Origin of the sequence: Paenibacillus sp. H1-7 (genome assembly GCF_022354825.1) — a bacterium.
GTDB lineage: Bacteria > Bacillota > Bacilli > Paenibacillales > NBRC-103111 > Paenibacillus_S.
The window spans coordinates 2,996,943-3,010,419 of sequence record NZ_CP031168.1 but is presented as its reverse complement, the minus strand read 5'-3'; the positions used below and the strand labels follow the sequence as shown (position 1 = coordinate 3,010,419).

Genomic DNA, 13,477 nt, shown 5'->3' with positions numbered 1-13,477 from the left:
AAGGGAGGAACCGTGCATGAACATCGTAGTATTGGACGGATTTACGCTGAATCCGGGAGACTTGACCTGGGACGGCTTGTCCGGACTTGGCCGTCTTACGATTTATGACCGTACGCCGCAGGAGCTTATTGTAGAGCGAGCCTCCGATGCGGAGATCGTGCTGACGAACAAAACTCCGCTTAACGCATCGACATTGACGAAGCTTCCGAAGCTGCAATATATCGGGGTTCTGGCTACAGGCTACAATATTGTGGATACGGAAGCGGCGCGCTCGAGAGGCATTCCCGTCACCAACGTGCCTACCTACGGGACGCATTCGGTTGCGCAGTTCGTATTTGCGCTGCTGCTCGAATTGTGCCATCATGTCGGGCGTCATGACGCGGCGGTCAAAGCCGGAGATTGGACAAACAGCACCGACTTTTGCTTCACGAGATCGCCGCTCACGGAACTGTCGGGGAAGACGATCGGCATGATCGGTCTCGGCAAAATCGGCACCCAAACCGCCCGAATCGCGAATGCGATGGATATGCGTGTACTGGCTGTAGGAAGCGGTAAAAGAACCCCTGCTCCCGTCGAAGGCGTGGAATGGGCTACACTGGAGCAGCTGCTGAAGGAGTCGGATATCGTCAGCCTCCACTGTCCTTTAACGCCGGAAACGTCGGGTTTAATTAATAAAGACCGGCTGGCGCTGATGAAGCCGTCCGCGTTCCTGATCAACACCTCGCGCGGCCCGCTGATCGTAGAGCAGGATCTGGCCGATGCGCTGAATGATCATAGGATTGCCGGAGCCGCACTGGATGTGCTGTCCGTCGAGCCTCCGGGCGCAGATAATCCGCTGCTGACCGCGAAGAACTGCATTATTACGCCGCACATCGCTTGGGCTACGAAAGAAGCGCGGGCAAGACTTATGAAGACGGCCGTCGACAATGTCAGATCCTTCCTCGCCGGGAAGACGGACAACGTTGTCAATCCTCTCTCTTGATAAAACCTCCTGGCGGAGTACTTCAGGGTAAATAAAAAAGGAACAGCCTGACCCTTAAAGGGCCGGGCTGTTCCTTTTTATTTTCATTTCGTTCCGGAGACTCCGGAAGTTCCGGAAGCCAAAACCTTTTGATAATACTCATCGATGTCAATCGATTGGCCGTTACTCATGCGGGACTCCTCCGCTGCAAAAGCAAGCAAGTGGCTTCGGACGGAAGCGGACGCAGACGTAAAGCTCTCCTCGCCGTTGTATTCGCGCACCTCGCGAAGGAAGCTTTTGACAATGCCGCTATCTCCGCCGCCGTGACCGCTCGTTTGCTTGGGAATGTCGATCGTATGCTCCTCGTGCGTCAGGAAGTCCATCCATACGATCCGGCCTTCTTCGCCGCGCAGCTCGCCACGGGTGCCCATAATTTGAATCCGCCGCTCCTGATGGCGCGTAAAGCCGCACATGCTGAACATCGCGGTAGCTCCGCTGGCGAATTCCAGATTCACAACCTGATGATCCACTACATTATTGTCGCTTTGGTACACGCATCGTCCGTAATCGGTTTCCTTCAATCCTTGGACGATGCTCTCACGGGTCAGCTCCTGCGTAAAATGCTTCGCCCAGCTCTTTCCTTCGCCCAGATAAAACCGCGGAGCATAATAAGGACAATCCGACTCGGCCGGACAGCCGTCGATACAATGGGATGGAGCTCCTTCCGGTGCGTTGCCGGAATGAAAATGCATCAGTGAGCCGTATGAGCTCACCCTCGTACATCGTTCGTCCATGAGCCACGACAAGACGTCCATATCATGGCACGACTTGGCCAAAATCATCGGACTGGACGTATCGGAATTGCGCCAGTTGCCTCTCACGAAGCTGTGAGCCATATGCCAGTAGCCGACATTTTCGTTCAGCTGAATGGAGGCGATTTGGCCGAGCCGCCCTTCTTTAATGACCCGTTTGATTGCGGTCCAAAATGGCGTATAACGAAGCACATGGCATATCGTCAGCAATCGGTCGTGCTTCTTGGCTGCTTGCTCCATCAGCACGCATTCCGTGGGATCGGGAGACATCGGCTTTTCCAGCAGAACGTGATACTGCTTGGCCAATGCTTCCATCGTCGGTTCAAAATGCATCCGGTCCTGCGTACAGATGACCGCGATGTCCGCCATACGCGGCTGCTCCATCAGCTGCGTCCAGGAATCATAGCATTGCTCGGCGGGAATGCCGTGGGCTTGAGCAAATTCTTGCCTTCTCGCCGGATCCTTTTCGGCAACGGCTACAAACTTCAGCTCGTGAGGATAATCAAGGGCGTAGGGTGCATAGCTGCGGGCTCCTCTTGCCCCTGCCCCAAGCAGTATGGCGGTCAGCTGTTTCATCATTTTTCACTTCTCCCGGCAAATGTAGTAGGGTAACATGCTATAATCAAAAGTATAGCGCATTCATCGCGCAGCTTTTGAAGCAACCTTGCCCTATTTTTATAACAATCTTGCTCTTTCCAGGCGGTGTGACGGACTTGACGTATTTTTATAAGACAATAACCCATTCCCCTAGCGAAACCGCGAAAAAATGCATGTTTTTCGTCCAAGACGTAGGCTGGTTCAAATGCAAGCCGTCGTATGTCGTGGACCGGCGCTTTTTTTATGCCTATCAGATGAAATTCGTTGTCAGCGGGTCCGGCTATGTTCAAGGAAAAGACCGCAAATACAAGCTGAAGCCAAACGACCTTTTCCTCCTGAATCTTAACGAAGAGCATTGCTATCATGCCGATCCCGACGATCCATGGGAGCTTCTCTGGGTCCGTTTCGGCGGAATGCAAGCTGCGGATTATTATGCGATGCTGGGATGCCAGGAGCAGCCGGTGCTGCAGGTTCGCAACACCAACGCCGTCCATTCCATGTTCCGGGAGCTGTTCCATATGTTTCGGACGCGTCCGGTCGGGTTGGAGGTATCCGCGTCTGCGTATATCACCCGCATCCTGTCGGAGCTGCTCGTAACCAAGATGGAGCGCGATGCCGTGCTGTCCCCCAACGTATCGCCCGATTATCCGAAGGAAATCCGGGAGGCGATCGATTACATCGAGAACCATTACCAGCTCCCGATCAAGCTGGAGGAGGTCGCCGACGCCGTTCATTTGAGCCAGTATTATTTCTCGCGTATTTTCAAAAGATCGACCGGCTATTCCGTTCTCGAATATTTGATCAAATACAGACTGACCCGCTCCAAGGAGCTTCTCGCGTCCTCCAAGCTGCCTACCGGCGAAATTGCCCAAAGGGTCGGGTTTTGCAGCCAAAGCTATTTTACGAAAATGTTCAAAACCCATGAAGGGATGACGCCGAGGGATTACCGCCTCTACGTGCAGTAACCATCCAATTTAGAAAGGATCGTGAACGAATTGAACTACCGTTTGAGGGAAGCCGCTCTTCATGATGCGAAAGAACTGATTGCCCTGAGAAGACAGCTGGACGATGTTCATGCCGAAGCAAGACCCGACTTGTTTGTAAGCGCTGACTCTTACAACGAGCGTTCCATCGAAACGTATCTAGCGGCGGAAAAAACGAAAGTGATCGTTGCGGAGCCGGAAAACGGGAGCGGCGAGCTTGTGGCTTATATGATTTTGAACAAGGAGCTTGCGCCTGCCGGACCGGTCTTCCGGACGCCCCGGCTGTATCTGTACGTCAATGATCTTTGTGTCAAAGATACGTACCGCAGACAAGGGATCGGAGCGTCATTAATGGAATATGCAATCCGCTATGCACGAGATATTGGGGCATCATCGTTAGAGCTTAACGTTGCGGAATTCAACTCGGACGCGATCCGCTTGTACGAATCGTACGGATTGACAACGCGCAACCGGCGGATGGAACTGCAGCTGTAGTAGACATTTTAGCAGGAGGGTTCCCATGTCGATTCAGATACAGGTAAAGCAATGGCGAGCGTGAACGAGAAGCTAGGCTGGAAGGTCAGCTACAGCGAGCTCCGGATGGTAAATTGGTTTCACAGTCCCGGTCACGGTCACATCCACAACCGCTAAAACGAAAAAACCGCCCTCCTCATAGTAAACTGTGTGAGGAGAGCGGTTCCGAAGCTACACGCCCGAGTAGGCCATGAATCCTCCGTCCACGGGGACGGTTATTCCTGTAACGAAGCCGGACATCGTATCGTCAGCCAGCCAGAGCATCGTCCCAAGAAGATCGTCCGGCTTGCCGAAGCGCCTCATCGGCGTATGGGTAATAATTTTATGAGACCGCTCCGTTAAAGAGCCGTCTTCGTTCGTCAGCAGCCTGCGGTTTTGTTCCGTCAGGAAAAACCCCGGCGCGATGGCATTGACGCGGATTCCGGCGTCCGCCATATGTACGGCAAGCCATTGCGTGAAATTTTCGATGGCCGCTTTGGCCGCGCTGTAGGCCGGCACCTTCGTCATGGGGCTCGGGGCGCTCATGGAGGACATATTGATGATGACCGCTCCCGGTCTATGAATCATTTTGCGGGAAAACACTTGGGTGGGAATTAGCGTGCCGAGAAAATTCAAATTGAATACGTAGCTTACGCCTTCCTCGCTTAGATCGAAAAACGTCGTGATCTCCTTGTTGTCCAGATCTTCCAGCTTGAACGTTTCGTTGGTCGTACTCCCCTTCGGATGATTGCCGCCTGCGCCGTTGATCAAAATATCGCAAGGACCGAACGTCTCTGCGACGGTTTGCTCGGCTCTCTTGACGCTCTCGACATTCAGCACGTCGCAAGCAACGGCGATCGCTTCACCTCCGGCCTCCCTTATTTCCGAGGCGATCTTCTCGCCTTTCTCCGTCGTTCGATTCAATACGGCGACCTTGACTCCCTGCCGCCCCAACTCCTTCGCCATCGCCGAGCACAGCACTCCGCTTCCTCCGGTAATGATCGCTACTTTCCCTTTTAAATGCTCATGAATCGTTAACATGATACGCTCCCCCGTTTCGTTCGTTCCAGCGAATCCCATACTCCCCATAAGTACATGATACCAAGCGCACGGTCATACAATCCGTAGCCCGGCCTGCACTGCTCGTTCCATAAATGCCTTCCGTGGTCGGGACGGACGTAGCCTGTAAAATCATTCTCGTGATAAGCCTTCACGATATCGCAGATGTCGACGGAGCCATCCCGTGCCCGGTGCGAGGTTTCAATAAAATCCCCGTTGTCGTATCGGCGGACATTGCGAATATGGGCGAAAGGAATGCTGTCGGCAAATTCCCTTACCATCCCGGCGATATCGTTAGCCGGATTAGCTCCAAGAGACCCGCTGCATAAGGTGATCCCGTTATACGGACTGTCGACCAGCTTCAACAGCTTGCGGAAATTGTCCCGGCAGGTCATAATCCGTGGAAGCCCGAATATAGGCCAAGGCGGGTCGTCCGGGTGAATGGCCATTCGAATGCCGTTCTCCTCCGCGACAGGAATGATGCGTTCCAAAAAATAGTGCAAATGGTCCCACAGCTTCTCTTCGGTTACGTCCTTGTAGGCTTCAAACAGCTCGGACAACCTCGACAACCGCTCCGGCTCCCAGCCTGGCATCGTAAAATCCGGATTCTCGTTAATTTTGTGCACGAGCTCGGAAGGGTTCATGGCGTCCACCTTGACCTTCTCATAAAAGAGTGCCGTGGAGCCGTCCTCCAGCTCCTTATGCAGATCGGTCCGCACCCAGTCGAATACGGGCATGAAATTATAGCAGATCGTTGTGACACCGACCTTCCCAAGGTTCTCGATCGTCTGCTTGTAGTTGTCTATGTACTTGTCCCTGCTCGGCAAGCCGAGCTTAATATCTTCATGCACGTTGACGCTTTCCACAACCTCGATATGGAACCCGTGCCCCTCAATCTGCTCCTTCAGCTGCAAGATCCGGTCCATCGGCCATACTTCACCGGCAGGGATGTCATGCAGCGCCCAGACGATTCCCTCCACACCGGGGATTTGCTTAATTTGCGGCAGTGTTACCGAATCATTTCCTTCCCCATACCATCGAAAAACCATCCTCATAAGACAAGCCTCCCCCAAGTCTTAGTTGACAAAATAATGCGGATACGCCTTGCGAAGCTCCGGCAGCTCGTGATCCAGCTTGCCTATATGCTGCGCCAGCCTTTGCACCGTCCGCTGCTCATCGCCCTGCTCCAGCGCTTCGATCAGGCCGAGGTGTTCCTCTATTACCTCGTTCATATAGTGAAACTGCTTCAACGCCAAAAAGCGTACGCGGTTCAGATGTCCCCGCATCTGATTCACGACCTGCAGCAGCGTCAGGTTGCCCGTCACCTCGAGAATAGCCCGGTGATACGCCTCGTCCAGCTGAAGGAACAGCTCGACCCTCTGTTCGGCGCAAGCCTGCTCCTGCCGCTCGATCAAGCTGTGAACCGTTCGGCTCACCTCGGCATGATCCTCCTGATTCCATAGCTTGGCTGCAAGCCGGAATGCCCCCAGCTCCAGATGCTCGCGGATAAAGCGGCTCTCGTTCACCTTGCGCTCGGAAATATACGCGATTCTCGTTCCCCGCTGGGGCAGCACATCGAGCAGCTGCTCGCTTACCAGCAGCCGGATCGCTTCCCTGACAGGCGTACGGCTTACATTGAGCAGCTCCGCCAGTTCATTCTCATAAATCATGCTCCCCGGCTCCACACGCAGCGATACGATGCTTTCCCTGATCGTGTCGTAGACCTGATCTCCTAGGGATTTGCGCTGAATAGGCGGAGGCAGCGGCGATAGAAACGTCATGATAGACAGCACCTCCAAATTTACAATTTTGAACTGAGCCATGATTGCATTGATCGTTTGTTATTTCAAGTATACTTACATTCTTGTATACAAGTCAATTGAAAATAAAAAGCGGATCACAATCCGCTCCCCGTACACAGCTCCGGCTCCTCTTTCCAGATGACGTCTCTTCTATAATTATGTCCCCACTCATACATCAATTTGAGAACGGGCATTAAGCTCTGTCCGTATTCCGTCATGGAATATTCCACCCGCGGCGGTACTTCCGGATACACCTTGCGCTGCACCAGCTGATCCTCTTCAAGCTCCCTCAGCTGATTCGTCAACATTTTTTGTGTTATGTTAGGAATTTGCTTCTTCAGCTCGCTGAACCGCTTCGTGCCCTCCAAACCGAGATGCCACAGGATGATCAGCTTCCACTTGCCTCCTATGACGGCTAATGTCAGCTCTTTCTCGCAATTAATTTCCTTCAAATTAATTCTTTCTTTTACATCGCTGGCCATCCATATCCGCCTCCATTCTCTTATATGCAATAAAGTAATTAAGTATAGTTTAGTTCCTCAGTATCCGTTTGGGAAGTAGGCACTTGCACGAAACGGGGTTACCTGGAGGTTACTATTGAAGGTGGAGCCAGTAATACTATGACCCCCTCATCTACCTCTGAGGGGGTCATTACAGCCATGCTTGTCAACTTATCTATGAAACAAATTGATCGCAAGGCAAGTTATTTTTTTGTTTCCAGCATTTTATTGATTTCTTCATCCGCCTGTCTCAGAGCTGTGTTGATATCGACATTGCCTGCCAAGAGCTCTCTTACCTTCGCTTGCGCGATCTTCTTGCCGTCGACCTCAAAAGGCGAGTAAATCGGACCAGGCGACACGGTGCTTTTGAATATTGCCTGTATGTTTTTGCCTTGCAAATACGGCACCTCGGCTCCAAATTGCTTTTGCATTTCCGGGTTTTTCAGCGGAGACATTCTTGCCGTTTTTCTGGCGCTAAGCAGCTGAACCTCGTCCGATGTTACTACTTCCAGTACTTTAATAGCTTCCTCTTTATGCTTGCTCGTTTTGGATATGGCCAGATTATGAGTATCCAGCTTGCCTGAAATATTGGGCTTTTCCTTATAGCTCGGATACTGAGCAATATCCCAGTTGATCCCGGTAGCCGCGCTCCCGATTTGAGCCATTAAATTCGTCGATGCGAGCATCGCTACATTTTTTTCTTTAATAAACAGGTTGCCTTGTGTCGCCGCGCCTGGTTCTGTACTTTTCAGTTCATTCCCCGGGATCGTCAGAATGCTCTGGGTAAGCTCAAGCACCTTTTTCCATTGCTCGTTATTGAAGCTTGCTTTGTTAGTTTTGGCATCCACGTAAGTCAGTGAGAACGGGAAGCTCAATATATAGCTGCTCACCGGATCCAATCCGCGATATTGGATCCCGCCTTCATTTCGGATCATTTTCTTGCCAAGCTCAATAGCCTCGTCCCATGTCATGCCGTCCTTAGGATATTCGACGCCGAACTTATCAAACAGATCTTTATTGTAATACAGCGCATTAAACTGCATGGCGTATGGGAGCGCCCAAAGCTCTCCTTTATCCGACCTTACGGCGTCAATCGTTACGGGATCGAAGCGGTTCAAATCCAAATTAGCTTGTTTCACTAACGGAGCGATATCGAACAATATATCTTTCTGACTTAATTCCAGTACGCCGGAATGCGGGGGTGTCAATATATCGGGAACCTCGCCGGAAATCACCAGATTATCCAGGGTGACGCCTTTATCCAGTCGAACGAGCTTCAGATCGATATACGGATACTTCTTCTTCACCGGCTCAACGAACAACAATTGAAAATCTTCATCGCTGATTTCCGCTTGCTGATACACCGTCAAAACAACCGGTTCAGGCGTCTTTGGAGCACTCGCTTGATTGTCGGGTGCGGGTTCCGTTTGACCGCAAGCAGTAGACGACAGCAAAATCATGAGAGCAGCGAAACCATAAACTACACGTGTTTTCAAAGTTGTAACTCCCTTTCTATTCGCTTATTGGACTGGCCTAATAATTGAATAGTAACGGGAAAGTATAAAATACAACTTGTTCATTTGTTAAACCTGCATTAAATCTGTATCAAAGTTGTCTATTTGTCATATATATGACTGGATAATATGGGCTACCCCGTCTTCATGGTTCGATGGTGCGATAACATCCGCCGCCAGCTTCACTTCTTCCTGAGCGTTCCCCATCGCCACACCCAAGCCTGCCGCCCTTATCATTGGAATATCGTTCAGGCTGTCGCCGACCGCTATGACTTCCGACATATCGATACCGAGCCTATTGCATGCTTCCAGCAAGCCGCTTGCTTTACTAACCCCGAGCGCATTGCATTCGATATTCGTAATATGCGAGTTGCTTATTTCGAATGCGTTCCACGATTCCAGCGTACTGCGGATTTCCGCCAATACCACCGCATCCGAGCTGCGAACGGCGAATTGAAGCCAGCGAAGCGAAGCCGTATTTTCCGGCACATTGCTTCGGTCTATTCGCTGCTCCACGGTATGCGCCCAGAAATCTACCTTCTCGCCGTACTCGGTAAGCAGCTCCGACAGAATCCGGTTCACAAGCTGCGGATCCAGCTCACATCTAGTATGAAGCGTCTCGGGCAATGACCATACCTCGCTGCCGTTATTGATGATAAGCGGCGATTGCAGGTTCAGCTGCCGGGCATACACGACCGCATCCCTAAACGGTCTGCCTGTCGCCAGTGTAACATGGATTCCCGCTTCCATAGCTGACTGTATCCATTTTTGATTTTGCTCCGAAATTTGCTTTTCCTTGTTCAACAGTGTTCCGTCCATATCCAGCGCGATCAATTTGTATGCCACTCCACTCTCTCCCCATGTCCAAAAATATTCGGGCAGCATAAGAATCCCTATGCCCGAGCCCTACGAAACGTTAACCGAACTTCAGCTCGAACCTGCCGGTTGATGGAGCAGCTATTTTCTCCACCGGATGCTTCCCCCAATGATCCCACTTGTCCGTATTGGCGTAATAATCGGATACGGTACTGCGGATGCAGCCGCTGTCCGTCTCCACCTCCAGGACAAAACCTCCGATGCACATCGGTTCATCCTCTATTGTAACAGAAAGATCGTTTACAGAGGCGAGCAACGGCCAAAACTCCGGCCGGATCTCCATCGATTGACGGCTGTCGAAATACTCAAGACGCGGCAGCGCTCCGATTTCCATTCCGTTAAGAGAGACTCTGTAGCCGTTCGGAGCTTTGCAGTTGGTGCCTGCCGCTCTAAGCTGCACCCTCCGGATATCGTTCAGCGCAGGCAGCGGCTGTCCTGATGTCGTGGAGAACGAAGGCTTCCGGGTAAACGTCGCCTTTTCCCCTCTTCGCCAGCAAAGCTGCCCTTGTACTCCCTGCCGCAGTACATGCCAGTCCGCTTGAATGGACGGTCCGTTCACCGTGATTTCCCACCATCCGGGAGCGGAGTCTTCGAGATAGCCCCAACCGTATTCCATATCCGCCGGATCCGGTAAAATCGGACGAACGTCACTCAAAGGAACAGGCGGGCGGTCAGGATAACCCAGCACCGAGCTTTTCAGCTGAGGCAGCCAATGATCGCCTATCCGATGCAGCGTCGAAACCTGATTGTGCGTATGCCCGCAAAAATAGGCGTCAACCTCGAACCTGGCGATTTGCCCGAGAACGTTTTGGACAAAATCGTAATGGGTGAAAAAAGGCCTTCCCACGCATATGAGCGGCGGGTGGGCGAACAGGAACACATGCTCATACTGTGTAGACTTGGCAAAAGTATCCTGAATAAATTGAGCCTGCTCATCGTTTTTTACAAAGGTTGTATAATCGAGCACAATAAACAAAGAACCTGCTTTTTCAAACGCGTAATAGCCTTTCGTTAAAGGAGACGTCCCTAATGCCTTTCCAATGGCAGGGTATACGAACTGCCGGGCCTGCCGCTCCTCGCGTCGGCCGACAACTCCGTCATGGGTACCGAGTGCGAAGAATAACGGTGCCTTTAAGCCCTCCAGCAGCTCCATCGCTTCCTTCATCTCGCGCAGACCGCTCTCTTCGTTGTCGCAGTGGCCTTGAATGATATCCCCGGTTTGAATGATAAAATCCGGCTTTCGCGCGGCTACGGCGGATATAATCTCCGGCGTCACGTTGTGCGTCATCCACAAATTCCGGGTAACATCCGCGAATTCCGTAATGCCTTTCGCGCGGCCGTTAAATACCTCTTGATGCGACTCAGCCTGCACATAATGCAAATCTCCCATAACTACAAAACGAAATGAATCCACGCTGCCATCTCCCTTTGATTATCAAGTTGATTATTTGTAATATTTGTGCTATTCTTTCCTTGCAATTACGAACAAGTATATGTTTTATAAGAGATGGCAGTCAATTGTTATATAGGAATTCCATTGTTAATATTTTGTAAACACACTGCGGGTTAGGTAAGGAGTAAGTTGTATTATTGTTATGTCTGGAGGCTGTCATGAGAAAACAACCGGGACGCACACCGCTTTATAAACAAATTCGGGAATATGTGCTGGATAACATTATCCGGATGAGCTGGCTGCCCGACGAGCGGATTCCGTCCGAGAATGAGTTGGCCGCCCGATTTCGCGTCAGCAGAATTACGATTAAGAACGCACTGTCAGCTCTTATGGAAGAGGGAATTATTTACCGTATCCAGGGAAAAGGCTCTTTCGTTGCGAAGGACAAGTCCGGTGAAGTCCCGGTCTATAGCTCCTCTCCGTCAGGACGGCTTGTCGCTTATCTGATGCCGCGGCTGGACAACCGGTTTACGGCGCGTTTATTGAACGGCATTGAAAATCAGCTGGCTGAAGAAGGCTACCATCTGCTGTTTAGCGAGACGGGCGATTCCCAGGAGGCGGAAAAGGAATTGATGACAAGAATGGTCCAGCTTCATGTCAAAGGTGTTATCATCTATCCGTCCCATGGGCAAACTTACAATGAAGAGATTTTAAAGCTTATTTTGAACGGATTTCCAGTCGTTGTCGTCGACCGCTATTTAAAAGGCGTCGAAACCAACTATGTAAGCTCGGACCATTCAGAAGGCGCCTTTGATGCTTGCAGCCACTTGATCCAGCTCGGCCATCGCCGGATCGGCTTCGTATCCACCAAGCCGGAAGGCACAACGAGCATAGAGGATCGACTTAACGGGTATGAGAGAGGTTTGTTCGAGTACAGCATCCTCATCGACCGGCATATGCGGCTTATGAATCTGGACCGAAAAAAAGTTAATATGATCTATACGGAAGGCATGGGAGATACGGACAGCAAGGAGCAAATAAAGTTATTTTTGCGCAATAACCCCGATATTACCGCTCTGCTGGCAGTAAATACCGCTGTCGGGCTGACGTTAATGGAAGCGGTCAAAGAAATGTCTATCCGTATTCCCGAAGACTTGTCCGTTGTTTTCTTGGATGATTATGAGCTCTCCAGCTTTACTGCCATTCCTCCAACCTGCGTAAGCCAAGAAGAGTACAGCGTGGGCCGAGAGGCCGTTAAGCTGCTTGTCTCCATTATGGAAAATCCCCGGCAGAAACGCAGAAAGGTCGTCGTCCCGACCCGATTGATCGTAAGGGCCTCTACTGCTCCGGTAAATCCGTGCAGCACGGCAAGCGAAGAAGCATCCTCGGCGATAAAAATAGAAAAAGCTTGACCGAGAAGGGACCTATCGTCCCTTCCCATCAAGCTTGTATTTCTGAACGGATTAGGCAATCCGCCGTTATGCGTTATTTCGATGCCGCTTCGGCATGCTCGATCTCGTTCGCTTCCAGGAAGCGTTCCGTATCCAATGCCGCCATGCATCCGGTTCCCGCAGCGCTGATCGCCTGACGGTAACGGCTATCTTGTACGTCGCCGCAAGCGAAGACGCCCGGAATGTTCGTTTCCGTTGTGCCCGGGTTCACCAGCAAATACCCGTGGTCGTCGGTAGTGAGCTGACCGTCCAGGAATTTGGTGTTCGGGGTGTGACCGATTGCGACGAACAAGCCGTCGGTTTCGATAACCTCTTCCTCACCGGTCTCGTTGTTTTTAACTTTCAGGCCGGTAATGCCTCTGTCTCCCGCCAAAACCTCCAACGGAGTTTTGTTCAGCTGCCAGCTGATTTTCTCGTTGGCGCGAGCGCGGTCCTGCATGATCTTCGAAGCGCGAAGCTCGGTACGGCGGTTCACCAGCACCACTTCAGACGCAAAGCGAGTCAGGAAGTTCGCTTCTTCCATTGCGGAGTCTCCGCCGCCGACAACGATGATTTTTTTGTTGCGGAAGAAGAAGCCGTCGCAGGTCGCGCAAGTGCTGACACCACGGCCGACGTTGTCTCTTTCGCCCGGAATGCCCAAGTATTTGGCGGAAGCGCCGGTGGAGACGATAACCGTCTCCGTCTGAATTTCGCCGATTCCCTCTACGGACAACGTGAACGGACGCTTGGACAAGTCGGCTTTGTTCACCCAGCCCGTACGGAATTCCGCACCGAATCGCTCGGCTTGCTTACGCATATTATCCATCAATTCCGGTCCCAGAATACCTTCCGGAAATCCCGGGAAGTTCTCGACTTCGGTCGTTGTCGTAAGCTGGCCGCCAGGCTCCGGACCTTCGATAACGAGCGGCTTCAGGTTGGCTCTTGCCAAGTAAATAGCTGCAGTCAGCCCGGCTGGGCCTGTGCCTATAATAACGGATTTATACATAGTTATCACTCCTTATGAAAACATAGCTGCT

The 13,477-nt window shown here is 51.7% G+C and carries 13 protein-coding genes; 4 read left to right on the top strand and 9 right to left on the bottom strand.

Annotation, left to right across the window (positions count from 1 at the left end; translation table 11 throughout):
* The first annotated feature begins 16 nt into the window (after positions 1-16).
* Positions 17-982, top strand: coding sequence for a D-2-hydroxyacid dehydrogenase (locus DVH26_RS13300; RefSeq protein ID WP_239634162.1), 966 nt, complete (start codon positions 17-19; stop codon positions 980-982).
* Between the two features lie 83 nt (positions 983-1,065).
* Here the strand turns inward: DVH26_RS13300 and DVH26_RS13295 are convergent, their stop codons facing one another.
* A complete protein-coding gene (locus DVH26_RS13295; RefSeq protein ID WP_239635357.1) occupies positions 1,066-2,349 on the bottom strand; it encodes a Gfo/Idh/MocA family protein in 1,284 nt (427 codons plus the stop codon).
* 137 nt (positions 2,350-2,486) lie between these two features.
* Between DVH26_RS13295 and DVH26_RS13290 the strand changes: the two genes are divergently transcribed.
* Together DVH26_RS13290 and DVH26_RS13285 are read left to right on the top strand one after the other, a co-directional pair.
* Positions 2,487-3,335 carry an AraC family transcriptional regulator gene (locus DVH26_RS13290; RefSeq protein ID WP_239634161.1) on the top strand — a complete coding sequence of 283 codons (849 nt, stop codon included), beginning with the start codon at positions 2,487-2,489 and terminating at the stop codon, positions 3,333-3,335.
* Positions 3,336-3,365: 30 nt separating this feature from the next.
* Positions 3,366-3,848, top strand: a complete 483-nt coding sequence (locus DVH26_RS13285; RefSeq protein ID WP_239634160.1) for a GNAT family N-acetyltransferase — start codon at positions 3,366-3,368, stop codon at positions 3,846-3,848.
* Positions 3,849-4,058: 210 nt separating this feature from the next.
* On the opposite strand, the gene DVH26_RS13280 is transcribed toward DVH26_RS13285, so the two are convergent.
* From DVH26_RS13280 to DVH26_RS13250, 7 genes are all read right to left on the bottom strand, one after another.
* Positions 4,059-4,907 carry an SDR family oxidoreductase gene (locus DVH26_RS13280; protein WP_239634159.1) on the bottom strand — a complete coding sequence of 283 codons (849 nt, stop codon included), beginning with the start codon at positions 4,905-4,907 and terminating at the stop codon, positions 4,059-4,061.
* Positions 4,901-5,980, bottom strand: coding sequence for a mannonate dehydratase (uxuA, locus tag DVH26_RS13275; RefSeq protein WP_239634158.1), 1,080 nt, complete (start codon positions 5,978-5,980; stop codon positions 4,901-4,903). The genes DVH26_RS13280 and uxuA overlap by 7 nt, the downstream gene beginning before the upstream one ends.
* A 21-nt stretch (positions 5,981-6,001) precedes the next feature.
* Positions 6,002-6,706: a GntR family transcriptional regulator gene (locus tag DVH26_RS13270; protein WP_239634157.1), complete on the bottom strand. Its 705-nt coding sequence runs from the start codon at positions 6,704-6,706 to the stop codon at positions 6,002-6,004.
* Positions 6,707-6,822: 116 nt separating this feature from the next.
* The gene (locus DVH26_RS13265) at positions 6,823-7,209 is read right to left on the bottom strand and encodes a winged helix-turn-helix transcriptional regulator (protein ID WP_239634156.1); all 387 of its coding nucleotides are present in this window, start codon (positions 7,207-7,209) and stop codon (positions 6,823-6,825) included.
* A 221-nt stretch (positions 7,210-7,430) separates the two neighbouring features.
* Positions 7,431-8,723 (bottom strand): ABC transporter substrate-binding protein, encoded by a 1,293-nt coding sequence (locus DVH26_RS13260; RefSeq protein ID WP_239634155.1) that lies wholly within the window; start codon positions 8,721-8,723, stop codon positions 7,431-7,433.
* Positions 8,724-8,849: 126 nt separating this feature from the next.
* A complete protein-coding gene (locus DVH26_RS13255; RefSeq protein ID WP_239634154.1) occupies positions 8,850-9,587 on the bottom strand; it encodes an HAD family hydrolase in 738 nt (245 codons plus the stop codon).
* Positions 9,588-9,657: 70 nt separating this feature from the next.
* On the bottom strand, positions 9,658-11,031 hold the full coding sequence (locus tag DVH26_RS13250; RefSeq protein ID WP_239634153.1) for a metallophosphoesterase family protein: 1,374 nt from the start codon (positions 11,029-11,031) through the stop codon (positions 9,658-9,660).
* A gap of 197 nt (positions 11,032-11,228) precedes the next feature.
* On the opposite strand from DVH26_RS13250, the gene DVH26_RS13245 reads away from it, so the two are divergent.
* Positions 11,229-12,422 carry a GntR family transcriptional regulator gene (locus tag DVH26_RS13245; protein ID WP_239634152.1) on the top strand — a complete coding sequence of 398 codons (1,194 nt, stop codon included), beginning with the start codon at positions 11,229-11,231 and terminating at the stop codon, positions 12,420-12,422.
* A gap of 73 nt (positions 12,423-12,495) precedes the next feature.
* On the opposite strand, the gene trxB is transcribed toward DVH26_RS13245, so the two are convergent.
* Complete coding sequence (gene trxB / locus DVH26_RS13240) at positions 12,496-13,446, bottom strand: thioredoxin-disulfide reductase (RefSeq protein WP_239634151.1); 951 nt, start codon at positions 13,444-13,446, stop codon at positions 12,496-12,498.
* Positions 13,447-13,477: the final 31 nt, after the last annotated feature.

What these genes read in the sequence shown, in the direction of transcription:
- trxB (WP_239634151.1), bottom strand. Translation starts at nt 13,446, where the DNA reads ATGTATAAATCCGTTATTATAGGCACAGGCCCAGCCGGGCTGACTGCA.
- DVH26_RS13280 (WP_239634159.1), bottom strand. Translation starts at nt 4,907, where the DNA reads ATGTTAACGATTCATGAGCATTTAAAAGGGAAAGTAGCGATCATTACC.
- uxuA (WP_239634158.1), bottom strand. Translation starts at nt 5,980, where the DNA reads ATGAGGATGGTTTTTCGATGGTATGGGGAAGGAAATGATTCGGTAACA.
- DVH26_RS13245 (WP_239634152.1), top strand. Translation starts at nt 11,229, where the DNA reads ATGAGAAAACAACCGGGACGCACACCGCTTTATAAACAAATTCGGGAA.
- DVH26_RS13300 (WP_239634162.1), top strand. Translation starts at nt 17, where the DNA reads ATGAACATCGTAGTATTGGACGGATTTACGCTGAATCCGGGAGACTTG.
- DVH26_RS13265 (WP_239634156.1), bottom strand. Translation starts at nt 7,209, where the DNA reads ATGGCCAGCGATGTAAAAGAAAGAATTAATTTGAAGGAAATTAATTGC.
- DVH26_RS13270 (WP_239634157.1), bottom strand. Translation starts at nt 6,706, where the DNA reads ATGACGTTTCTATCGCCGCTGCCTCCGCCTATTCAGCGCAAATCCCTA.
- DVH26_RS13295 (WP_239635357.1), bottom strand. Translation starts at nt 2,349, where the DNA reads ATGAAACAGCTGACCGCCATACTGCTTGGGGCAGGGGCAAGAGGAGCC.